Raw genomic sequence first — 20,251 nt, forward strand, 5'->3', positions numbered from 1 at the left:
AACTGTTTGGTCCTGATTGTGATTCCAGTCACAGGTGGGCAGTGTCATCTATCCCCAGAGATCGGCGGGAACCAAGGCCATGATGTCGAAGCTGTGGTCCGGAAAGGGCGCGGCACTGGCTGCCGCAGGCGCGGCGGGTGCCGTTTTGGTAGCGTATCTATTGCTGACGCTGGCGTCGCCCGAGCCGGTGTCCAGCGCGGGGCTCGGGCCGGAATGGCAGTGCAACCGGGTGGCCTTCGTGCTGACCACGTGCACCCGTGCGACCGAGGCTGATGCTGAGGTGAAGGCGATCCCGGTGCGGGAGGCGATTCCGGTGCGGGCGAAGGACGATTGTCCGGAACCGTAATCGGCCGGGTCACCCCGGCGGCGGCTGGTCAGTTACTTCTTGGCGGTGCTGCGCGGCTTGATCGACAGGCCGAGGCGCATCGCCATCTTCTTGATTCGCTCCGGCGAACGGCCGGTCGCCCTCACGACCTCTTCCAACGACTTCGAGGAGCGCGCCAGTTCCATCAGTCGTCGGTCCTCCTTGAACGACCAGCGCGGCTTTCGGGCCATCTTGCTGCTATCCTTGTGCATTGCTCGGCAACAAAGCCGCCAGGCGGGGTCGCCTGGCGGCCTTGCCGGTGTGGGCCCGGACCTTGGGGAAATGTCCGGTGGATAAGCAATACTGCTTCCGAATAAGGTCGCAATTGAAACCCGAATTTAACCTAACCCATCAAGGTTACTGAGGTTTAGGCGTGGCAGGAGGCCTTATGCGCAAGGTCGCCATTTTCAGTGCCGCAGCATTCTTACTGTCCGGTTGCTGGTCCGACCCGGAGGTCACGGGATCGACCAACAGCTGTGCGGCCAATCTTTATAGTCAGTACAATCCCAAGGTCATGGATCAGTGCGTTAACGTCTGCATCAAATGTGACCGCGGCAATGTAACGACCTGCACGACCTCCTGTACGCTGAAGGGCGCGCGGTAGTCGATCCGCGTCTTCACTGATGCGAGCCGGGGCTGACGGGCGTGCTTGCGCGTGCTGCGACGTCGATGGCGTCGGCGGCCCGGTCGATCACGGCCTGCGCCATTTGCTGGCGCGCGGCGCACCTTGCGCGGCGGGATGAACGCCGTTATCGGGTCCGGGCAGCGGCGTTGTCGCGCCGGAACCTGAAAGCGTGGAACAGAGCTCGATGAGCGGGCCTTGCTATGTCGCGGTCGATTGGGGCACGAGCAGCTTCCGCCTCTGGCTGATCAATGCGGCAGGCCAGGTGCTCGGCGAGCGCCGCAGCGACGAGGGCATGACGGCAGCCGCCAAGAACGGCTCTAAGACCGGCTTTGCGTCCGTTCTGCAATCCCATCTTGGTGCGCTCGGCGTCGCGGCCGATTTGCCGGTTGTGATCTGCGGCATGGCGGGCGCGCGGCAAGGCTGGGTCGAGGCCGGCTATATCGACACGCCGGCGCATCTCTCCGACGTCCTCACACATGCGGTCGTGGTCGGCGGTCAGGCGCGCGACATCCGCATATTGCCAGGGATCGCGCAGCGCGATGCCAAAATTCCCGACGTGATGCGCGGCGAAGAGACCCAGCTGCTCGGTGCGCTCGGTCTCGACGCACCGGGCGAGGCCTTGGTTTGCATGCCGGGAACCCATTCCAAATGGGTGCGCCTGCGTGGCGGGACGGTCGAACGCTTTGCGACCTTCATGACCGGCGAGTTGTTCAGCGCGATCGCACGCGACACCATCCTGTCACACGCCGTCGCCGGCGCCGCGGAGGCGGTTGACGGCGATGCGTTCAGCTCGGCCGTCGCGGAGGCGTTCGCGGCGCCGGCGCACTCGGCCAATCTGCTGTTTCGCGTGCGATCCCGGCAGCTGCTGTTTGGCGGCAGCGCCCAGGCGGCGCGTGAGACGATCTCGGGCACGTTGATCGGGGTTGAGCTCGCGGCGGGGCTTGCGGAACGGGAAATAGCAACGTCGGTCACGCTGATTGCATCGGGCCGCCTGCAGCAGCTCTATCAAATCGCGCTCGAACGCCTTTCGATTCCGGTCAATATCATGGACGCGGAGGAGGCGGTTCGCCGCGGGCTCACTGGCGCAGCGGTGGCGATCTGGAAGAAGTGAAGGGGATCAGCGCATGAGCATTCCGTTTCCGCCGATGAAGCGTCCGCTGGTTGCGATCCTGCGCGGCGTCAAGCCGGACGAGGTCCTGGGCATTGTGAGCGCGTTGCTCGAGGCTGGCATGACCGCGATCGAGATTCCGCTGAACTCGCCCGAGCCGTTCCGTTCGATCGAGATCGCGGTGAAGCGGGCGCCGGCCGATGTCCTGATCGGTGCCGGCACGGTGCTCACCACCGCGGACGTCGATCGCCTGCACGACGCCGGTGGCCGCCTCATGGTGTCACCGAATGTCGATGTCGATGTGCTGCGGCGGGCCCGGGACCACGCGATGGTCACGATGCCCGGCGTGTTCTCGCCGACCGAAGCGCTGCTCGCGGCACGCGCGGGCGCCTCGGGCCTGAAATTCTTCCCGGCCAGCGTGCTCGGCGCCTCCGGCATTACCGCGATCCGCGCCGTGCTGCCGCCGGATCTGATGATCGCGGCGGTCGGCGGCGTCTCGGATCAGAATTTCGTTGAATATGTGAAGGCGGGGGTCCGCGCCTTCGGCCTCGGCAGCAGCCTTTACAAGCCGGGCATGACGGCCGCGGATGTCGCCGTCAGGGCAAAGGTGACGATCGACGCGTATGATGCGGCCGTACAAGCCGCGGGCTAGGCGTGTGCTAATCGTCCCGCTTGCCGCCGTCGATCACGCGGAACAGCGGCGCCGCCTCGCGGGGATTTTCGAGCAGTTCCTCGACCATCGCGATCGCTGCGGCGACGTATTTCTCGGTCGCCGCGTCCAGCGGCCGTTCGGCCTCGTCCGATAGTGCAAGCTTGGCGCCTTCGAGCAGTTTGCGGGTGCGGACGGCGGACTCGTCGCCGGCGGTGAGGGCGGCCCGGGCGATCGATCGCAGCACGAACAACTCACCTTCGAGCCGCAGCAGGCGGTCGTTGAGCTTGCTCAGGACAGTGTTCAGGTTCCGCATGGCGTCCTCTCCGGGCGTTGGATCGCCTTCCTTACACGGTCATTCCTGACGAAATTCTTGTGCCGGCCGCGCACCATTTGGTTCGTTGAATGGCGTGCCCGGTCTCCTCATGTTCACGGCGGTCCGCGCAGGTGCGACGATCTGGTCCTGAGGGAGCCTTTGTGGATCGCTGCGAGTGGCCTTAGTAGACTGTCCGCGGTCCGGCGCCGCCGCCGGACGCGCGGGGCGCATCGGCTCAACGTGACACGGACGAAGGAACGCACATGAAGATTGCCGTCGAAACAACCGTTGCCGCGGAGATCGCGGATGTCTGGCGTGCCTACACCACGCCCGACGACATCAAGCAGTGGAACGCGGCCTCCGACGATTGGCACACCACCGCCGCGACCGTCGACCTGCGCGCCGGCGGCGCCTTCTCGTCGCGGATGGAGGCCAAGGACGGCAGCATGGGGTTCGATTTCGCCGGCACCTACACCAAGGTTGAAGCGCCGCGGCTGCTCGAATATTCGTTCGGCGATCGTACCGCCCAGGTTGGGTTCACGCCCGAGGCCGGCGGCGTCAAGGTGCAGGTCTCCTTCGACAGCGAGGACACCCATTCGGTCGAGCAGCAGCGCGGTGGCTGGCAGGCCATGCTCGACAATTTCAAGCGTTACGTCGAAGCCAAGCGACGGTCCTGATCCGGCGATTGGAGGACGGCATGATCGACGCGCTCAAGGTCTGGCAGCTCGGAACTGCCAGCGAGATCGAGGGGCGGATCAGCGGATCCGACAGCTCGGTGATCGTCGTCGACATGCCGCCCGGACCGGGGCCGGCGTTGCATCGGCACCCGTATGCTGAAACCTTCGTCGTGCTCGAGGGACGCGCGCGGTTCACGATCGAGGGCAGGGACGTCGAGGCCTCCGCCGGCTCGGTTGTAGTGGCGCCGCCGAATGCGGCCCACACGTTCGAAAATCCCGGACCGGGCCGACTCCTGCAAGTCGACATCCACGCCTCCGACCGTTTCATCACCGAATGGCTGGTGCCGGAGGCCGAACGCCCGCCAGGCGCGGTCGCCGCGCCGCGCGAACGGATGACGTGATGCTGAAACGACCCCGCGCGACGATGGCGGCGAGCATCCGGCGCGAATTTGATGCCGGCGGCCTGATGCAGGCGTTCAACGAGCGCCCGCCATATCAGCGCAACGACTATCTGTACTGGATCGCGCGCAGCGTGCGGGCCGCCACGAAGCGCAAGCGGATCGACCAGATGCTGGAAGAATTGAAAGCCGGCGGGGTTTACATGGGAATGGAGCACCGGCCGAGCAAACGGACGAGGTGACCGTACTCTCGGCGTAGTCGCGATGATCGTCAGGAGCAAAATGCGATGCGCATTGTTTTGGCACTTGGCCTGTTGATCATCATGTCCGCTTCGGCGACCGCCGCAACAAAGCGGCATTCCCACGCACGCCAACCCGCAACCGCTCGCTCCTTCGTGGACGTGACGCCGCGGGCGCGCTTCGCGGTTCCCGGCTGGAGTGATGAGTCGACCCGCCAATGGCTTGACAATGCTTCGTCCGGTGTCGGCCTGGGCGGTTAGTCGAACTGCCACCAGTGGCGGCGGCTCAATCGCCGTCCTCTTCTTCGGTGCCCCGCGCGTTCGATGCCGAGCGGCCGCCATATTGCCGCGGAGCGGCTGCAGCCTTTCTCGGATTCCCGCCCTCGCTTTCACGCAGTTCCTTTCGTGCGCGCCGCGCCAATCGCATCACTCGCTTGATGTTTGAATCGGGCGAGTCCTCATCAAAGAACAGGACGATCTCGCAGCTCGGGCACTGGCGCGTGTAACCGTTCTGCAGTCGCCTCGCGCGATCGCGAAAAACGTTCTTGCAGCGTGTGCAACGGACCTGGACGGAATCTTCCATGACAATTCCAATATCGATGAACAGCGCGGGCGCTCGCAATCTCCCAGAGGAAGCAATTGCCGATTAAGAAATCGCGAAGCGGCGCGAGCGATCACAGTGAGAATTGGAACCGGCGACGCACCGAGCATGCCTCTCGAGCGCGATCGGAACTTTGTTCACGCACGGAGAACTACGGAAGAATGTATCCGTCCGAGGGCGGCCGTCTTGCGAGTTTTTCCGATCTGTAGCTGACTGTCCTTATGGACGGACATAAGGACAGTGCGGTGCTGAGCCGCATGGATTTGGTGGAGACCGGTCGGCGGCGACGCTGGACGCGTGCGGAGAAGCTCAGAATCGTAGAGGAGAGCTTCTCGGGGCCACGACTGGTGTCGGCGACGGCTCGCCGGTATGGGATATCACGTCAGCTTCTGCTGAGCTGGCGCAAGGCTTGGACCTGTCATGATCCGGCCGAAGAGGATTCGATCGGCCCGACATTCGTCCCTGCGATAGTTGCGGCAAGTACGCCGCCAACGACGGAAGCTGTCGAGACAGGTCAGATCGAAATCGTGAGCCCTCAGGGGCTGCGCGTGGTCTTCGGCCCCGGTGCGGATATCGAGGCGGTCGTTCGAATTGCTCGGGGCCTGGCGCGCCGATGATCCCGATCCCGACGGGCGTGCGGGTGTGGCTGGCGACGGGCCATACCGACATGCGGTGCGGCTTTCCGAGCCTGGCTCTGCGCGTGCAGGAAGTGCTCAAGCGCGACGCCATGGGCGGCGGTCTTTTCTGCTTCCGGGGCAAACGCGGTGATCTATTGAAGGTCATTTGGCACGGTGTGCTGCAGAGCATGAAGGAGGTGAATAACCGAATTTAATGCGTACAGCTTTATGAGAGATGGAGGATGGCCCTCCTGCATCGGCGTTTCAGGCGCAGATGCAAAACCACGACACTGTGGCTTCGCTTAAAAGGCGCGGTCATGAGCAAGTGTTGCAAAAGTCCCGGGTGTACGGGGCAGGTAAGTATCCAGAAGGCGAGCGAAAGCGAATCTTCCGATGACGCGTCGAAAATTACTAAGGCGTCGCCAAAATCAGGGGCGCGTGCCATCCCTGAGATCAATCCGTGAGGCGCCTGGATTACTGCGCGGATGGCGACCGGCGTTTAGGGGACGCGATCTGGATACAGGCTCTTGTAGAGAACTGCAGGAACCAGTCGTTGTGATGCCAAGGGAGAAGTTCAAGCGGCGCACACCGCGAGACGAGAGTACCGAAGCACAACACTGGGGCGGATCGGCTCGTAGTAGTGATGAAGGTGCTGTAATGGGACTGGAGCGAAGGGGCCGAAACAAGTGGGTTGCTCCCATATGCAACTGTGATGAGCAGGAGGACATGTGAGTGTAACCGGACGTAAGCAGTACGATATCGACAAGCAGACAGTGATGAAGGCCTACCGATTGGTCAAAGCCAATGCGGGCTCGGCCGGCGTGGATAAGGTGTCGCTCGAAGCTTTTGAGAAGGACTTGAAGGGCAACCTTTACAAGGTCTGGAATCGAATGTCTTCTGGCAGCTACTTTCCACCTGCCGTTCGGGCTGTCTCCATTCCCAAGAAGAACGGCGGGCAACGCATTCTAGTACCTACTGTTCTTAAAGCGTGAGTCGTGATTCAAGGTCGGGATGATACCCGAAGCAAGAGAAGTCCACCTTTCGAGGAAAGATCGCAAGGTGCTTGAGGCGTGTTGCCGCTCCCCGGTGACGTTGCAGCGCGATTTGAAGCGGGCGCGGATAGTTCTGTTGGCGGCGGATGGACGCAGCACTCGGTCGATCGCCAAGGAAGTTGGGGTCCAGCCGCGGATTGTCAGCCTTTGGCGGCATCGCTATGCCGACCAAGGCCTTGAAGGGCTGCAAGACAAGCCGCGACCGGGCAAGCAGCCAATCTATACGAAGGCCACCGACAAGCGGATTCTGAAGCTGCTGGACAAGCCGCCGCCGGACGGGTTCGCACGCTGGACCGGGCCCCTGCTGGCCGGGGCGCTGGGCGATGTTGACGTCCAATATGTCTGGCGGTTCCTGCGCAGCCACAAGATTGACCTCGCGGCTCGTAAGTCCTGGTGTGAGAGCAACGACCCGAACTTTACGGCCAAAGCCGCCGATGTTGTCGGCCTCTATGTCGCCCCGCCCGCGAAGGCCATTGTGCTGTGCGTGGACGAGAAGCCCTCGATCCAGGCTTTGGAGCGAGCGCAGGGTTATCTGAAGTTGCCCAATGGCCGCGCCTTGACCGGCCAGAGCCACGATTACAAGCGGCATGGCACCACAACATTGTTTGCGGCGCTCGAAGTCGCCACCGGAAAGAGAGCTGGCGCCGGTTGTTTGGACAGCGCCCCGCGGGATTTAAGTGGATTCCTGCCGGGTTATGCTGAACGCGGGGCCTTACGATTTTGTCGTTGCGTCGGGAGGGCGTAGCCCGACCAGAGCGACGACAAAATCGTCGGCGACGGTCATGCGGCCATCACCATAGCTTGCGTGCCGAAGTAAGCCTCGTCGGGCGTGCGCCCGTCAAGGCTCGAGTGAGGGCGTCCCTGATTGTAGAAGGCCAGATACTTGGCAATTGACGCTCGCGCCTCGGACACGCTGTCGTAGGCGCGGAGATAAACTTCTTCGTATTTGACCGTGCGCCAGAGCCGCTCGACAAACACGTTGTCGCGCCAGGCGCCCTTGCCGTCCATGCTGATGGCGATCTTCGCGTCCAGCAGCACATCGGTGAACTCGAGGCTGGTGAACTGGCTGCCCTGGTCCGTGTTGAAAATCTCGGGCCTGCCGTGCTTCGCCAACGCCTCCTGGACCGCTTCGACGCAGAAGGCCGCCTCCATTGTGATCGAGACGCGATGGGCCAGGACCCGTCGGCTGAACACATCGACGACCGCCGCGAGATAGACGAAGCCACGCCGCATCGGAATGTAGGTGATGTCCATTGCCCACGCCTGGTCGGGCCGCTCGATCTTCAATCCGCGCAACAGGTACGGGTAGATCTTGTGACCCGGTGCCGGCTTACTCGTGTTCGGGCGACGATAGACCGCCTCGATCCCCATGCGCTTCATCAGCGTCGCGATGTGGCGGCGACCGGCGTATACGCCCTCCCGCCGCAGCAACGATCGCTGCATACGCGCTCCCGCGAAGGGATAATCGAGATGCAGCTCATCGAGCCGACGCATCAAGGCAAGGTCCTCGGCCGAAACTGGCCGAGGTTCATAGTAGACCGTGCTGCGAGCCAGCTTCAGGACCTTCGCCTGGCGCACGATAGAAAGATCATGACCGCGGTCGATCATCGCTTTGCGCTCAGCAGGCCCGCCTTGGTGAGCGCGCCGGACAAAAAATCGTTTTCCAACGCCAGCTCGCCGATCTTGGCATGTAACGCCTTCAAATCGACCGGCGTCTCGGCCGACGCCTTGTCATGCCCAAACACGCCGGCGGCGCCTTCCAGGAGCTGGTTTTTCCAGATCGTGATCTGGTTCGGATGAACATCAAACAGTTGCGCCAGCTCCGCCAGCGTCTTGTCGCCTTTGACCGCAGCCAAAGCAACCTTCGCCTTGAATGCCGGAGAATGCATCCGGCGGCTCTTCTTCGTCATCTTCGCTCCTGATTCGCGGCAAGAATCCTCGCCGCTGTCAGGCAGAAAATCCACTCAAGCTACTGTCCGAATTTGCGGAGCCAGCTCTAAGATCATCGCGGCGCATTCAAAACGCCGACGCCGCGTCGAGTTTCTCGACTTCATGAACAGCGTCACCGCGGCTTTTCCGAACCGGAAGCTTCACGTCATCCTCGACAACCTCAACACCCACAAGAAGAACGAGCATTGGCTCAAGGCCCACCCCAACGTGCAATTTCATTTCACGCCGACAAGTGCGTCTTGGCTCAATCAGGTCGAGGTATGGTTTTCGATCTTGCAGGGGCAGTCGCTCAGCGGCACCTCCTTCACAAGCCTCACGCAGCTTCAGGAGCACATCGATGCCTACGTCAACGCATACAACGACAGAGCCGAGCCCTTCGTCTGGACCAAGAAAAAGGTCCGTCAACGCCGTTTCAAAGGCCGCCGTATCACTCAGCTCTGATTCTGGGTACTAGGTGTGCCGACAGTAGCAGATCGCGTGGCGCAAACGGTCAGAGCTGGCTCCGCAAATTCGGACAGTAGCTTGAGTGGATTTTCTGCCTGACAGCGGCGAGGATTCTTGCCGCGAATCAGGAGCGAAGATGACGAAGAAGAGCCGCCGGATGCATTCTCCGGCATTCAAGGCGAAGGTTGCTTTGGCTGCGGTCAAAGGCGACAAGACGCTGGCGGAGCTGGCGCAACTGTTTGATGTTCATCCGAACCAGATCACGATCTGGAAAAACCAGCTCCTGGAAGGCGCCGCCGGCGTGTTTGGGCATGACAAGGCGTCGGCCGAGACGCCGGTCGATTTGAAGGCGTTACATGCCAAGATCGGCGAGCTGGCGTTGGAAAACGATTTTTTGTCCGGCGCGCTCACCAAGGCGGGCCTGCTGAGCGCAAAGCGATGATCGACCGCGGTCATGATCTTTCTATCGTGCGCCAGGCGAAGGTCCTGAAGCTGGCTCGCAGCACGGTCTACTATGAACCTCGGCCAGTTTCGGCCGAGGACCTTGCCTTGATGCGTCGGCTCGATGAGCTGCATCTCGATTATCCCTTCGCGGGAGCGCGTATGCAGCGATCGTTGCTGCGGCGGGAGGGCGTATACGCCGGTCGCCGCCACATCGCGACGCTGATGAAGCGCATGGGGATCGAGGCGGTCTATCGTCGCCCGAACACGAGTAAGCCGGCACCGGGTCACAAGATCTACCCGTACCTGTTGCGCGGATTGAAGATCGAGCGGCCCGACCAGGCGTGGGCAATGGACATCACCTACATTCCGATGCGGCGTGGCTTCGTCTATCTCGCGGCGGTCGTCGATGTGTTCAGCCGACGGGTCCTGGCCCATCGCGTCTCGATCACAATGGAGGCGGCCTTCTGCGTCGAAGCGGTCCAGGAGGCGTTGGCGAAGCACGGCAGGCCCGAGATTTTCAACACGGACCAGGGCAGCCAGTTCACCAGCCTCGAGTTCACCGATGTGCTGCTGGACGCGAAGATCGCCATCAGCATGGACGGCAAGGGCGCCTGGCGCGACAACGTGTTTGTCGAGCGGCTCTGGCGCACGGTCAAATACGAAGAAGTTTATCTCCGCGCCTACGACAGCGTGTCCGAGGCGCGAGCGTCAATTGCCAAGTATCTGGCCTTCTACAATCAGGGACGCCCTCACTCGAGCCTTGACGGGCGCACGCCCGACGAGGCTTACTTCGGCACGCAAGCTATGGTGATGGCCGCATGACCGTCGCCGACGATTTTGTCGTCGCTCTGGTCGGGCTACGCCCTCCCGACGCAACGACAAAATCGTAAGGCCCCGCGTTCAGCATAACCCGGCAGGAATCCACTTAAATCCCGCGGGGCGCTGTCCAAACAACCGGCGCCAGCTCTATCGTCAAGCTGCAGATTGAACAAGCACTCGAGGAAATCTTCCTTCCCGATTCCTACGGCTACCGGCCCGGAAAATCCGCGCTGGACGCCGTCGGCGTCACCCGGCAACGGTGCTGGAGGATGGACTGGGTGCTGGAGTTCGACATCAAAGGCCTGTTCGACAATATCAGCCACAAGTTGCTTATGAAGGCCGTCAGGAAGCATGTGCAAGACGAATGGGCTCTGCTCTACATCGAACGCTGGCTAACAGCGCCGATGCAAGACAGAGACGGAGCGATCACCGCTCGCGACCGGGGCACACCCCAAGGCGGCGTGATCAGTCCCGTCCTTGCCAATTTGTTCTTGCATTATGCGTTCGATACATGGATGGCGCGGAACTTCCCGCAGTCGCCGTGGTGTCGATACGCGGACGACGGGCTCGTTCATTGCCGAACCAAGGCTGAAGCGGAAGCCATCAAGGCGGCGCTGCAAGCAAGGTTTAAGGAATGCGAACTCGAAATGCATCCCGACAAGACCAAGATCGTCTACTGCAAAGACAGCAATCGCCCGGGTAGCCATGCCAGTCAGTCATTTGACTTTCTGGGATTTACCTTTCGACCGCGCAGGGCAAGAAACCATCAGAAGAAAGAAAACTTCTGTACGTTCTCGCCAGCGGTCAGCAGGGCGGCGATGACGTCTATGCGTATGACGATCCGGCAGCTCCGCCTCAGGCTTCGCTCGCAGACGGAAGTCGACGCAATTGCCTTGGAACTGAACCCCGTCCTTCGTGGATGGAGGCAGTACTACGGCAGATATGGGCGGTCAGAAATGCACAACCTGTATCGATATGTCGACGAATCTCTTAACCGCTGGGCGCGACGCAAATACAAAGGGCTGAAGAATGGAAAAGTCAGAGCCTCCACCTGGCTCAGATTGATCCGCTGCCGCAGGCCGAAGCTGTTCGCTCATTGGGCGATGTTGAGTTCTGCCTCGTTACTTGTTGAGAGCCGTATGACGTGAGAGCGTCACGTACGGTTCGGAGAGCGGCTCCGGGTGCAACCCCCGGGGCCGACTCACGATGGCCAGGGCGCCTGCTTGTTCACCAAAAGACTCGAGAGAGGCAGGTTCATCTGGCCATCGGTTGCTGGTGAATCGGTAACGATCTCTCCGGCGCAGTTGAGCTATCTGTTGTCCGGGATCGATTGGCGCAACCCTCAAGAAACCCAGCGTCCGACGCGGGTCGGATAGTCGTTTTACGGTTTGAATCTGCGGCTCGATCTGATTCAATGGCTCCATGATATCGAAGCCGGATGATCTTCCATCGGACCTTGTCAGTGCCCTGGCGGCGCTGCAGGCCGAGCGTGAGGCGCGACAGAAAGCCGAGGCGAAGGCCGCCAACTGGCAGGCGCAAGCCGCGAATGCGCAGGCGAAACTGTCGGATACCGAGGCGCTGATCGCTCATCTCGAGTTGCGCATCGAGAAGCTGAAACGCGAACTGCACGGGCAGCGATCCGAGCGCTCGGCACGGCTGCTCGAGCAGTTGGAGTTGGAGCTCGAAGAACTCGTCACCACGGCGAGCGAGGATGAGCTTGCCGCACAGGCCGCAGCGGCGAAGACGCAGAACGTCCGCCCCTTCATGCGCAAGCGGCCGGTGCGCAAGCCATGGCCTGACGATATCGAACGCGAGCGCGTCGTCATTGAGACTCCAACGACCTGCGCCTGCTGCGGTGGATCGCGGCTGGCGAAGATCGGTGAGGATGTGACCAAGACGCTGGAGGAGATCCCGCGCCGCTTCAAGCTGATCGAGACGGTACGCGAGAAGTTCACCTGCCGCGATTGCGAGAAGATCAGCCAGCCGCCCGCGCCGTTCCATGCCACGCCGCGCGGCTTCATCGGCCCACAATTGCTGGCGACGATCCTGTTCGACAAGTTCGGCATGCATATCCCGCTCAACCGCCAGAGTGCGCGCTTTAAGGCCGAGGGGATCGACCTGCCGTTGTCGACGCTGGCCGACCAGGTCGGCCACGGGACCTTCGCCGTCATGCCGCTCTTCCACTTGATCGAACGCCACGTGCTCGCTGCCGAGCGCCTTCATGGCGACGACACCACCATCCGTATTCTGGCGAAGGGCAAGTGCACGACCGGGCGGATCTGGACTTATGTGCGGGATGACCGGCCGTTCGCCGGGCCTGCGCCGCCGGCAGCGGTCTATTACGCCTCGAGCGACCGACGAGGCGAGCATCCACAGAGACATCTGGCCGCCTTCGCCGGCATCTTGCAGGCGGATTGCTACAGCGGCTTCGAGCCGCTGTTCGACCCGCAGAAGAAGGCGCTGCCGAGCTGGCTGATATCGAGAAAAATGCTCGGGAAGGCAAGAAAGGCAAACCGGTCTCCCCGATCGCGCTGGAGGCTGTCAGACGCCTCGATACGTTGTTCGAGATCGAGCGCGCCATCAACGGCCGCGGTGCCGGCGAGCGGCGTGCCGCTCGCCAGGAACAGAGTAAGTCACTTCTCGAGGACATGCATGCCTGGCTGCTCCGCGAGCGCGAAACCCTCTCGCGTTCCTCCGAGGTCCTGAAGCCGATTAACTACATGCTCAGGCGCTGGGACGGCTTCGCCCGCTTCCTCGACGACGGCAGGATCTGCTTGACCAACAATTGCGCTGAGCGCGCATTGAGGGGCATCGCCTTGGGAAGGCGCAACTGGACCTTCGCCGGCAGCCAGCGCGGCGCCGACCGTGCCGCCATCATGCTGACGATGATCACGACCTGTCGCCTCAACGACGTCGATCCCAAGGCCTGGCTCGCCGACGTCCTGGCCCGTATCGCCGATCATCCCGCATCGCGTCTGCACGAGCTCTTGCCCTGGGAATGGAAGCTCCTGCGCCAGGCCGACAAGCCAGCCAATCAGCAGGCCGCCTGACCTTCACCCTTCACCCAATGCCATCATAGACCTCGCCGTGCCCGCGCGCATGCGTCAATCAGGCGGCCTCCGTCGTATGCGTACCTCCAGGCTGCGGTACGACGAACTTCATTGCGTTACGAACGAGGTCAGCTCGTCACGCTGCCGATATCGCCACAGCTCGATCTCGTAGAAGGCCCATCCGGGACAAGAACTCAGCCAGCCACAGAGCAGCATGAGACACATTGCCTGTTCGATATGGCCCATGACATCACGGAATGAGAACGGCCGGCATCGGCTTCGTCGGTAGTGGAACAAATGTGTTCGGCTGGCCTCGCACCATCGCCAGAACAGCAAGCGCGATTGCCGCAACCGTCAAAAGTCTCGCCATGAAACTGGTCAGAAAAAATGTCTGCAAGAATTCCTGCAGTGTAGCACCCGGTCTGCGATACCGTTGTGAAGCCTCTCACATGAACGGACGCGCCGAAGCCGCTGCATCGCGCTTGGGACCGCACAGAGGCGCAATTGCGCGTTTCCCGGGCAACGAGTTCCATTCCGGGCGTCCCGTGATAGCCAATTTGGGACATGCGCCTTTGGCACAAATTGTACATACTTGGCGCCGTCAGGATTTTGCATCACCTTCCTGGGGCTAGGGCCAACGCCGTCCGCATATATTTCAAGCGGGCGGCGTTGTGCATTTTGGCGGTCGCGCGCTCGGTGATCAGTGATCCATCGGCCGTATCTCCAGGCTCTCGATCCTCACCGGCTGGGCCGCCCCATTGTGCTCGTTCGACGGAGTCAGCGTAACAGGGGAATTGGTGCCGCCGGCCAGCACATTGACGCGGGCGCCGCTAGGGTGGGTGTAGCCACCGGCGAGATCGTCGCTGCCGAGCCACGGCACTGGTCCCATCACCTTCCAGGTCAATGCGACGTCCTGATCGCCGATGAACACGCCGAGATTCCTGATGGCCGCAACGAAGCGACTGTCCGGCGCGCTATCGACGTGCAATACGCAATTCGAGATTGGTGATCGGGCCCACGATGAACCCCGTGTCGGGGCCACCCCGGCACGCAAGCGTTCCGACCTGCACCTCTTGTGCATCGGCGGTTCGGATCGGCGCAGCCAAGACGGCCGCGCCACAGGCGGCGAAGAAGATCAGATGACCCGTTCTACGCATGGTGCCGTACAACGCGAATGGGTGCGCAATCGCGCCATCGCCCCGCGCGCGTCCTGCGCTTGTGGTTAAGAGGGCCTTAGAAGGCGCCGCTAGCGGTTCGGCTGCCAACTGACCTTCGTTGCGCGTCAGCGATGATCGGGATGAATGCGCGAGCAAGCCAGCGCTCGGCAGCTGACGGGAGCAATAGAGCAAAGGCCAGGGATCGGCCGTGGCGTGCCGCCACGCCGTTCGGATCACCGACAATGCGCGCGTCCCGAGAAAATACGCCGCCGGGCTCGAAATGGCTTGTCCCGGCGGCGCCCTGTTTCAATCTGGGCCCGCAATCCCAGTAGGGTTATGTCAGCAAGGCCGGGGCCAAGGTTCGAGCGATCCGTAGTCATACGGGCTCTAGCGTCCGGCGGTCGCCTGGTGTTCGTGACTGACCTTCTCGTGCACTGGCGGAGGTCCAAGGGGTGCCCACACGACCGCGGCAATCACCATCGCCGTCAGAATGGCGCCGGCCAGCGGCTGATCGTTGTCCATACGCCGCCCAATCAGCCGTGATGCTCGAGCTTCCGCATCTCCTGCAGGCGCGCCAGGCAAAAATCCCGATACAATTCGTTGATGAAATCCCACATGACCGAATCCCCTCTGGTCCAATGCTGGCAGGCTAGGCCGCCTTTGTTTCCGGCCAGCTTCGCGGCTTCTGGAAAATGGTTTCATTCAGGGCGGGGAGGGGTGGCGATCCTGGCAGGAGTCGAACCTGGCAACCCGCGAACAGAAATATTTCTGACATTCAGCAAAATCAAATACCCGATCGCCCATGCACTATGGGGCGTCTCGTTCATGCGCCGACAAGCCTTGGCCTGCACCGGGACTGCATCATGCTCGTCTGCAATCGTCATGGTTCTAGCGCACTGACCATGGAAATGCCGATGGTTGCGGTTTGTTGGTTCGCGGCCGTGCCGGAGGTGGCGCCGGCTTGTGCGTCTGGGCAACATTGGTCGATCGCCGCGGACGCGGCATCGGTACTTCGGGGATTGCCCTTGGCTGTTCGGGGCTCACCTTTGCCCCTTCGGGCATCACCCCTGGCTCTTCAGGCATCACCCTTGGTTCTTCAGGCATCACCCTTGGCTCTGAAGCGTTGGCGAGAACACGGGCCAGTTGTTCCTGGCTTGCGTTGAGCCGCTCGGTGACTGTCTCGCTTTCTCGCGCCATCTGAAGCTGGTTCGCCTTTATCTGGTCGATGATATTGTTGTTGCGTGCCGTTTCTGCCTGGCTCGCCTTGAGTTGACTCGCTACGCTTTCATTGTCGCGGACCAATTGCTCTTGCCTCACCTGAAGCTGTTCAACCACCTGCCTTAAGGCAGCAAGATCGCGCGCCATCGGTTGAAGCTGCTGCGCCAAGTCGGAAGAAGGTGCGACGGCAGTCGGCGCAACGTCTTTCGGCCCGGCTTGTGTCAGGGGTGTGGATTTTGAGGGGGGCATCATCGCCGTATCGGCGGAGGACACCCACCACCAAGCAGCGCCACCGATGGAGGCTGCCAACACAGCACCGACAAAAGCCGGCAGTCGCCAATCCGCCAATTGATGAATCGTTGCCCGCGGCGCGCGAAGCGGCTTCACGCCGATCGGTGGGCCTGAAGGACTGACTCCCGCTTCGCGCGCGAGGTTCAAAAGCTGCTGCTCCAAGCTCGTGAGCCGCCCTTCCGCGACCTTGTCGTCCAGCGTGGAATCCATTTGGTGCTCCGTATCAAATGCAATGGCACCCGCCTTGAGAGCAGATCCGCCCTTCGGTGAGCTAACATTCAACGGGACGCCGGTGGGTATTGCAGCCTAAGCTTCCCAACGATGAGCATGCAGCCTGCGCATCACATCATCCTTCCTTTATACGCTCGCCCCTCCTGAACTGTCCCGCGATTTTAAGCGCGGCCCCGAGGTGGAACTGTGTTCATGTCCGGAGGAAAATCGTGATGAGACGTGGGCCGATTGGTGTCTCGACCGCCGATGAGAGTGCTACGAATACACGCCCGGCGGCGTTCTTACGGATCTGGGACGCTGAAATTTCCAGCACAGCCCAAATTGCAGGGTCGATGCCATGAGCGGATCGCATTGAAATGGCTGGCGATCCCGGCAGGACGAAAATGGCAGCGTAGATCAATCACTTAGAGTGGCTCACCTCGCTAAAGAGCCCAATTGTAATCTAAAAGCTATTCCTAGCGGTGGCTCACTAAACGCTTCTGAACCTTCAATAATCAAAATCCTACTGCTGCCGATTGACCGCAAGGGTCGCTATAAAGCTGAGCTGGCCGACCGGGCAATTCTAGTAATGTCTAGTCGGCAGCCCTTTTTGGACGCGGCAAGAATTCTTATCGCCTTAGGTTGTGATCCCAAGAGCTGGCTCGAAGGATGGAGGACTGGTGAGCGTCACGAGAGGATCACGGGTGCCTGGGCTTGACTTGCGCGGAATGCTCTGGATAGCGCGGTCGGGATGATTGACGCCGCCGGCGCGCGGTGATGGGTTGATCCCGGTTCGGAGCGGGCAACGGGGATCAGAATGACCAGCGAGTCGCAGCTGCGCGAGAAGCTTCGGAAGATCGAGGCGTTGTTCGTGGGGGCCGGAACTGCTGGTGAGCGCCTTGCAGCGGAAGCCGCGCTGCAGCGGGTGCGGGCCCGGGTCGAGGAACTTGCTCGCCACGATCCACCGATCGAACAGCAATTCTCACTTCCCGACCAGTGGTCTCGGCACCTGTTTCTGGCGCTTTGCCGCCGATATGGGCTGCGGCCGTTTCGTTATCGCCGACAGCGACGTAACACGGTGATGGTCCGTGCGTCACGGGGCTTCGTTGATCGAGTCCTGCTGCCCGAGTTCACCGAGCTGGAGGGTGCGCTGCAAGTGTATCTGCACGAGGTAACGCTGCGCGTGATCCGCGAAGAGATCTACGACGACGCCAGCGATGCGCAGGAAGTTCCCGACGCCGTGCCGTCGAACTGATCAAGCGGCGAGCTTTGGCTCCGAACCATCGCGCTCGGCTTTCCAATTCCACGGCAGCAGCGTGTTCAGCTGATTGATCTTGGTACGTCCGGAGACGATGCGCTCGAGAACATCAGTAAAATAGTGCCGTGGGTCGATGTCGTGAAGCTTTGCGGAGTTGATGAGTGATGCGAGAGTGGCCCAGGTTTCGGCGCCGCCCTCACTGCCTGCGAACAGATAGTTTTTCTTTCCCAGCCCGATCGGCTTGATGCTGCGTTCGACCGTATTGCTGTCGATCTCGATGCGCCCATCATCGATGAATCGCGTCAGGCCATCCCAATGGTTGAGGGTGTAGCGGATCGCCTTGCCAAGGCCGGATTTCTTCGAGACTTCCAGCAGTCGCGCCTCGAGCCAGGGCTTGAAGTCCTCGATCAGCGGTCTGGTGTCGGATTGTCGCACCGCAGCTCGCTGCGTCGCCGGCAAACCGCGAATGCGATCCTCAATGGCGTAGAACATCGCGATCCGCTGCAGCGCTTCCGCGGCAATCGGCGATTTCGTCGCGATGTGGACGTCCCAGAACTTCCGCCGCGCATGCGCGAAGCAGAACGCCAGTTGTACCAGACGGCCGCCGTTTTTAATCAGCCCCTTGTACCCGGCGTAGCCGTCGACCTGCAGGATGCCGTCGTAGTCTCCAAACAGCTGCCTGGCGCGGATTGCCTTGCGATCCTCGGCGAACACGTAGACTACTGCCGGCGGCGCCGGGCCGCCCCACGGGCGGTCGTCGGTGGCGATCGCCCAGAACTGGCAGACTTTGGTTCTGCCACGGCCGGGATCGAGAACTGGCAGCGGCGTCTCGTCGGCAAACAGCCGCGGGTAGGACATCACTGCGCGGCGCAACAGCGCGTGAAGCGGCTTCAGCCACCAGGCGACGCGGCCCATCCACGAGGCCAGCGTTTGCCGGTCGAGCGTGATGCCTTGGGCGGCAAACATCTGTTCCTGGCGATACAGCGGCAGCTGGTAGCCGTATTTCATCACCGCGACGTGGGCCAGCAAGGCTTCCGTCACCATTCCACCGTCGATCGCCTGGGCCGGCGCGGGTGCCTGCAGAACACCCTGGCGGCATCCCCGGCAGCCGTACCGTGGACGCATGATGCGCTTGACCCGGTACTGCATCGGAATGACGTCGAAGGCTTCCTTGACGGTCTCCCCGATCTTGTGCAGCTGCTCGCCGCAGCAAGGGCAGATGTGGCTCTCGATATCGATCACGACATCGATGCGCGGCAAATGCTCCGGAAGCTTCCCCCGGTTGCGTCGCGCCGGTCGCTTTCCACGGCCCTCCGCTCCGTCAGGCAGCCTGCCTCCGGTCACGTCGTCGTTGGCGGCGGCACGAACCGCCTGTGCCCTGATGGTGAAGAGAGACAGCTGTCCGATATCCAGTGTCTCGGAGCGCGGACCGAAGATCGTGCGCTTGTACTGGGACAGGATCATCAGGAGCTTGTCGTTCTCCTGGATCGCAGCGTCGCGTTGGGCGATCGCTGCATCACGCTCGGTCGCCAGCGTGCTGCATTCCTCCGACAACGCCGCAAGCCGTGACGATAGCGTCATCACGGCTTGTCGGAGCAATGCTGGATCGGAAGGCAAATCACTCATGCAGAGCGATTCTACAACAACTCCGCATGAGTGACGAACGACTCTTGATAATGATCAACCAGCTCGCATCGGCTGATCCACAACTCGCATCGGCACACGCTTCCAGTCCGAGCCATCGAGCAGCACCGAGAGCTGAGCATGAGATAGCGACATGACGCCTTCCTTGATCGGCGGCCAGGTGAACTGCCCCTCGATTCTTTTGTAGTAAAGGACAAGGCCGCTTCCATCCCAAGTCAGGATCTTCACGCGATCTCGGCGCTTGGAGCGGAAGACATAAAGTCCGCCGTCGAACGGATCGGCTCCAAAGGCCTCGCTCACCAGCATCGCCAGCGAGTCCATGCCGCGGCGGAAATCGACCGGCTGCGTCGCAATCCAGATCGACAACCCAGCTCGAAGCCCGATCATCGACCAACCGTCCCGACCGCCGCCAGCACCTCGCACAGTGCCTCCCGGTCGACTGTCCCCCTGACACGGATGCGAATCGCGCCGACCTCGATCTCGATCGCCGCCTGCTCCTCACTCGGGCGCCCACAGCCGGTGATCGCGACCGGCACAAAGCCAGGTGGCATGCCTCTGTCCCCGCGCTCCGCGACCTGCGCCCGCGTAGCCTGGCGACGCCAGAGAAACAACAGGCTTGGACTGATGTCGTGTCGCCGCGCCACTGCGGACACGCTTGCACCCGGCGCAAAACTCTCCGCAACAATCGCCGCCTTCGCATCGGTCGACCAGCGCCGACGTCGGCCCGTCCCGGTGATGATCTCGACACGCTGCAGCGTGTCGGCGCCGTGTTCGAGGATAGGCATATGCCTATCCTTATCGCTATCCTTACGACTATCCTTTGACATTGTGACCTCGCGACAAACCATTCCGCGAGATCTTCCTAGCCGACCAGATCAACCCTCAGCGCGTGGTCTCCGCATGACGCTCACGAGGACTGGCGCGTCAACGTTTGCGTTGCGGGCGCGTCTCGGGATCGCAGCGAGCCTCACCGTAGACGAGTCGAAGACCTGCTTTGCGCCCTGGAAGCCCTTTCCCTCGTCGGCGGTCGGCCCGCCCATGCGTTATTTCGAGACCAAGGGGGGACTGCCCGCGAACAACCAATGGCCCCGCGCGACACCTGCCAAAGCATCGAAAAAAT

24 protein-coding genes and 2 pseudogenes are annotated in these 20,251 nt (G+C 61.7%); 17 read left to right on the forward strand and 9 right to left on the reverse strand.

The genetic code is table 11. The features are described from left to right. The first annotated feature begins 79 nt into the window (after positions 1-79). The gene (locus HAP54_RS36035) at positions 80-346 is read left to right on the forward strand and encodes a hypothetical protein (protein ID WP_175619273.1); all 267 of its coding nucleotides are present in this window, start codon (positions 80-82) and stop codon (positions 344-346) included. Between the two features lie 32 nt (positions 347-378). Here HAP54_RS36035 and HAP54_RS36040 read toward each other — a convergent pair whose 3' ends face one another. Then, positions 379-555, reverse strand: a complete 177-nt coding sequence (locus HAP54_RS36040) for a hypothetical protein (protein WP_166295229.1) — start codon at positions 553-555, stop codon at positions 379-381. A 618-nt stretch (positions 556-1,173) separates the two neighbouring features. Here HAP54_RS36040 and HAP54_RS36045 point away from each other — a divergent pair. Together HAP54_RS36045 and HAP54_RS36050 are read left to right on the forward strand one after the other, a co-directional pair. Next, positions 1,174-2,100, forward strand: coding sequence for a 2-dehydro-3-deoxygalactonokinase (locus HAP54_RS36045; RefSeq protein ID WP_166295233.1), 927 nt, complete (start codon positions 1,174-1,176; stop codon positions 2,098-2,100). 13 nt (positions 2,101-2,113) lie between these two features. Then, a complete protein-coding gene (locus HAP54_RS36050; RefSeq protein ID WP_166295235.1) occupies positions 2,114-2,749 on the forward strand; it encodes a 2-dehydro-3-deoxy-6-phosphogalactonate aldolase in 636 nt (211 codons plus the stop codon). A 7-nt stretch (positions 2,750-2,756) separates the two neighbouring features. Here HAP54_RS36050 and HAP54_RS36055 read toward each other — a convergent pair whose 3' ends face one another. Continuing rightward, a complete protein-coding gene (locus HAP54_RS36055; protein ID WP_163150412.1) occupies positions 2,757-3,062 on the reverse strand; it encodes a hypothetical protein in 306 nt (101 codons plus the stop codon). A gap of 263 nt (positions 3,063-3,325) precedes the next feature. On the opposite strand from HAP54_RS36055, the gene HAP54_RS36060 reads away from it, so the two are divergent. From HAP54_RS36060 to HAP54_RS36095, 8 genes and pseudogenes are all read left to right on the forward strand, one after another. Then, a complete protein-coding gene (locus tag HAP54_RS36060) occupies positions 3,326-3,739 on the forward strand; it encodes an SRPBCC family protein (protein WP_166295237.1) in 414 nt (137 codons plus the stop codon). A 20-nt stretch (positions 3,740-3,759) separates the two neighbouring features. Further along, positions 3,760-4,140, forward strand: coding sequence for a cupin domain-containing protein (locus HAP54_RS36065; RefSeq protein WP_166295239.1), 381 nt, complete (start codon positions 3,760-3,762; stop codon positions 4,138-4,140). Next, complete coding sequence (locus HAP54_RS36070) at positions 4,140-4,379, forward strand: YdeI/OmpD-associated family protein (protein ID WP_166295241.1); 240 nt, start codon at positions 4,140-4,142, stop codon at positions 4,377-4,379. Before HAP54_RS36065 ends, HAP54_RS36070 begins: the two co-directional genes overlap by 1 nt. A 45-nt stretch (positions 4,380-4,424) precedes the next feature. Continuing rightward, positions 4,425-4,637, forward strand: coding sequence for a hypothetical protein (locus tag HAP54_RS36075; RefSeq protein ID WP_166295243.1), 213 nt, complete (start codon positions 4,425-4,427; stop codon positions 4,635-4,637). Positions 4,638-5,198: 561 nt separating this feature from the next. After that, positions 5,199-5,594, forward strand: coding sequence for an IS66-like element accessory protein TnpA (gene tnpA, locus HAP54_RS36080; protein WP_166202956.1), 396 nt, complete (start codon positions 5,199-5,201; stop codon positions 5,592-5,594). Then, positions 5,591-5,809, forward strand: a complete 219-nt coding sequence (gene tnpB, locus HAP54_RS36085) for an IS66 family insertion sequence element accessory protein TnpB (protein ID WP_166294299.1) — start codon at positions 5,591-5,593, stop codon at positions 5,807-5,809. The genes tnpA (HAP54_RS36080) and tnpB (HAP54_RS36085) overlap by 4 nt, the downstream gene beginning before the upstream one ends. Positions 5,810-6,370: 561 nt before the next feature. Continuing rightward, a pseudogene (locus tag HAP54_RS36090) lies at positions 6,371-6,574 on the forward strand (group II intron reverse transcriptase/maturase); the annotation flags it as partial. A 31-nt stretch (positions 6,575-6,605) separates the two neighbouring features. Further along, a pseudogene (locus HAP54_RS36095) lies at positions 6,606-7,280 on the forward strand (IS630 family transposase); the annotation flags it as partial. Between the two features lie 146 nt (positions 7,281-7,426). Here HAP54_RS36095 and HAP54_RS36100 read toward each other — a convergent pair. Then, positions 7,427-8,556 (reverse strand): IS3-like element ISRj2 family transposase gene (locus tag HAP54_RS36100; RefSeq protein ID WP_166204126.1). Its coding sequence is split into 2 segments (ribosomal slippage): positions 7,427-8,304 and positions 8,304-8,556, totalling 1,131 coding nucleotides; the frame shifts between segments, so codons are not numbered across the junction. Between HAP54_RS36100 and HAP54_RS36105 the strand changes: the two genes are divergently transcribed. The 5 genes from HAP54_RS36105 to tnpC (HAP54_RS36125) all read left to right on the forward strand — a co-directional run bounded on the left by HAP54_RS36105 (position 8,516) and on the right by tnpC (HAP54_RS36125) (position 13,353). After that, a complete protein-coding gene (locus HAP54_RS36105; RefSeq protein WP_224741625.1) occupies positions 8,516-9,037 on the forward strand; it encodes a transposase in 522 nt (173 codons plus the stop codon). The genes HAP54_RS36100 and HAP54_RS36105 overlap by 41 nt on opposite strands. A 139-nt stretch (positions 9,038-9,176) precedes the next feature. Further along, positions 9,177-10,306 (forward strand): IS3-like element ISRj2 family transposase gene (locus HAP54_RS36110; protein WP_166204126.1). Its coding sequence is split into 2 segments (ribosomal slippage): positions 9,177-9,429 and positions 9,429-10,306, totalling 1,131 coding nucleotides; the frame shifts between segments, so codons are not numbered across the junction. Between the two features lie 146 nt (positions 10,307-10,452). Continuing rightward, a complete protein-coding gene (ltrA, locus tag HAP54_RS36115; protein ID WP_339156915.1) occupies positions 10,453-11,451 on the forward strand; it encodes a group II intron reverse transcriptase/maturase in 999 nt (332 codons plus the stop codon). Positions 11,452-11,484: 33 nt separating this feature from the next. Beyond that, positions 11,485-11,679, forward strand: coding sequence for an IS66 family insertion sequence element accessory protein TnpB (tnpB, locus tag HAP54_RS36120; protein WP_166295245.1), 195 nt, complete (start codon positions 11,485-11,487; stop codon positions 11,677-11,679). A gap of 46 nt (positions 11,680-11,725) precedes the next feature. Further along, a protein-coding gene (gene tnpC / locus HAP54_RS36125) for an IS66 family transposase (protein ID WP_414646163.1) occupies positions 11,726-13,353 on the forward strand; the annotation gives its coding sequence in 2 pieces (ribosomal slippage) (positions 11,726-12,766 and positions 12,769-13,353; 1,626 coding nt in all). Between the two features lie 250 nt (positions 13,354-13,603). Here tnpC (HAP54_RS36125) and HAP54_RS36130 read toward each other — a convergent pair. The 3 genes from HAP54_RS36130 to HAP54_RS36140 form a co-directional block, all read right to left on the reverse strand. After that, positions 13,604-13,750 carry a hypothetical protein gene (locus HAP54_RS36130; RefSeq protein ID WP_166295247.1) on the reverse strand — a complete coding sequence of 49 codons (147 nt, stop codon included), beginning with the start codon at positions 13,748-13,750 and terminating at the stop codon, positions 13,604-13,606. Positions 13,751-14,053: 303 nt separating this feature from the next. Continuing rightward, positions 14,054-14,341 carry a DUF992 domain-containing protein gene (locus HAP54_RS36135; RefSeq protein WP_166295249.1) on the reverse strand — a complete coding sequence of 96 codons (288 nt, stop codon included), beginning with the start codon at positions 14,339-14,341 and terminating at the stop codon, positions 14,054-14,056. A 1,057-nt stretch (positions 14,342-15,398) separates the two neighbouring features. After that, positions 15,399-16,229 (reverse strand): hypothetical protein, encoded by an 831-nt coding sequence (locus HAP54_RS36140; protein WP_166295251.1) that lies wholly within the window; start codon positions 16,227-16,229, stop codon positions 15,399-15,401. Positions 16,230-17,046: 817 nt separating this feature from the next. Between HAP54_RS36140 and HAP54_RS36145 the strand changes: the two genes are divergently transcribed. Next, the gene (locus tag HAP54_RS36145; RefSeq protein ID WP_166202962.1) at positions 17,047-17,484 is read left to right on the forward strand and encodes a hypothetical protein; all 438 of its coding nucleotides are present in this window, start codon (positions 17,047-17,049) and stop codon (positions 17,482-17,484) included. On the opposite strand, the gene tnpC (HAP54_RS36150) is transcribed toward HAP54_RS36145, so the two are convergent. The 3 genes from tnpC (HAP54_RS36150) to tnpA (HAP54_RS36160) all read right to left on the reverse strand — a co-directional run bounded on the left by tnpC (HAP54_RS36150) (position 17,485) and on the right by tnpA (HAP54_RS36160) (position 19,916). Further along, complete coding sequence (gene tnpC, locus HAP54_RS36150) at positions 17,485-19,068, reverse strand: IS66 family transposase (protein ID WP_166215215.1); 1,584 nt, start codon at positions 19,066-19,068, stop codon at positions 17,485-17,487. A gap of 99 nt (positions 19,069-19,167) precedes the next feature. Beyond that, positions 19,168-19,518, reverse strand: a complete 351-nt coding sequence (tnpB, locus tag HAP54_RS36155) for an IS66 family insertion sequence element accessory protein TnpB (RefSeq protein ID WP_166202960.1) — start codon at positions 19,516-19,518, stop codon at positions 19,168-19,170. Then, a complete protein-coding gene (gene tnpA, locus HAP54_RS36160) occupies positions 19,515-19,916 on the reverse strand; it encodes an IS66-like element accessory protein TnpA (RefSeq protein ID WP_166202958.1) in 402 nt (133 codons plus the stop codon). The genes tnpB (HAP54_RS36155) and tnpA (HAP54_RS36160) overlap by 4 nt, the downstream gene beginning before the upstream one ends. Between the last annotated feature and the right edge of the window lie 335 nt (positions 19,917-20,251).

Source organism: Bradyrhizobium sp. 2S1, from assembly GCF_011516625.5.
Classification (GTDB): Bacteria; Pseudomonadota; Alphaproteobacteria; order Rhizobiales; family Xanthobacteraceae; genus Bradyrhizobium; species Bradyrhizobium septentrionale.

What these genes read in the sequence shown, in the direction of transcription:
- HAP54_RS36035 (WP_175619273.1), top strand. Translation starts at nt 80, where the DNA reads ATGATGTCGAAGCTGTGGTCCGGAAAGGGCGCGGCACTGGCTGCCGCA.
- HAP54_RS36040 (WP_166295229.1), bottom strand. Translation starts at nt 555, where the DNA reads ATGGCCCGAAAGCCGCGCTGGTCGTTCAAGGAGGACCGACGACTGATG.
- HAP54_RS36045 (WP_166295233.1), top strand. Translation starts at nt 1,174, where the DNA reads ATGAGCGGGCCTTGCTATGTCGCGGTCGATTGGGGCACGAGCAGCTTC.
- HAP54_RS36050 (WP_166295235.1), top strand. Translation starts at nt 2,114, where the DNA reads ATGAGCATTCCGTTTCCGCCGATGAAGCGTCCGCTGGTTGCGATCCTG.
- HAP54_RS36055 (WP_163150412.1), bottom strand. Translation starts at nt 3,062, where the DNA reads ATGCGGAACCTGAACACTGTCCTGAGCAAGCTCAACGACCGCCTGCTG.
- HAP54_RS36060 (WP_166295237.1), top strand. Translation starts at nt 3,326, where the DNA reads ATGAAGATTGCCGTCGAAACAACCGTTGCCGCGGAGATCGCGGATGTC.
- HAP54_RS36065 (WP_166295239.1), top strand. Translation starts at nt 3,760, where the DNA reads ATGATCGACGCGCTCAAGGTCTGGCAGCTCGGAACTGCCAGCGAGATC.
- HAP54_RS36070 (WP_166295241.1), top strand. Translation starts at nt 4,140, where the DNA reads ATGCTGAAACGACCCCGCGCGACGATGGCGGCGAGCATCCGGCGCGAA.
- HAP54_RS36075 (WP_166295243.1), top strand. Translation starts at nt 4,425, where the DNA reads ATGCGCATTGTTTTGGCACTTGGCCTGTTGATCATCATGTCCGCTTCG.
- tnpA (WP_166202956.1), top strand. Translation starts at nt 5,199, where the DNA reads ATGGACGGACATAAGGACAGTGCGGTGCTGAGCCGCATGGATTTGGTG.
- tnpB (WP_166294299.1), top strand. Translation starts at nt 5,591, where the DNA reads ATGATCCCGATCCCGACGGGCGTGCGGGTGTGGCTGGCGACGGGCCAT.
- HAP54_RS36140 (WP_166295251.1), bottom strand. Translation starts at nt 16,229, where the DNA reads ATGGATTCCACGCTGGACGACAAGGTCGCGGAAGGGCGGCTCACGAGC.
- HAP54_RS36145 (WP_166202962.1), top strand. Translation starts at nt 17,047, where the DNA reads ATGACCAGCGAGTCGCAGCTGCGCGAGAAGCTTCGGAAGATCGAGGCG.
- tnpC (WP_166215215.1), bottom strand. Translation starts at nt 19,068, where the DNA reads ATGACGCTATCGTCACGGCTTGCGGCGTTGTCGGAGGAATGCAGCACG.
- tnpB (WP_166202960.1), bottom strand. Translation starts at nt 19,518, where the DNA reads ATGATCGGGCTTCGAGCTGGGTTGTCGATCTGGATTGCGACGCAGCCG.
- tnpA (WP_166202958.1), bottom strand. Translation starts at nt 19,916, where the DNA reads ATGCCTATCCTCGAACACGGCGCCGACACGCTGCAGCGTGTCGAGATC.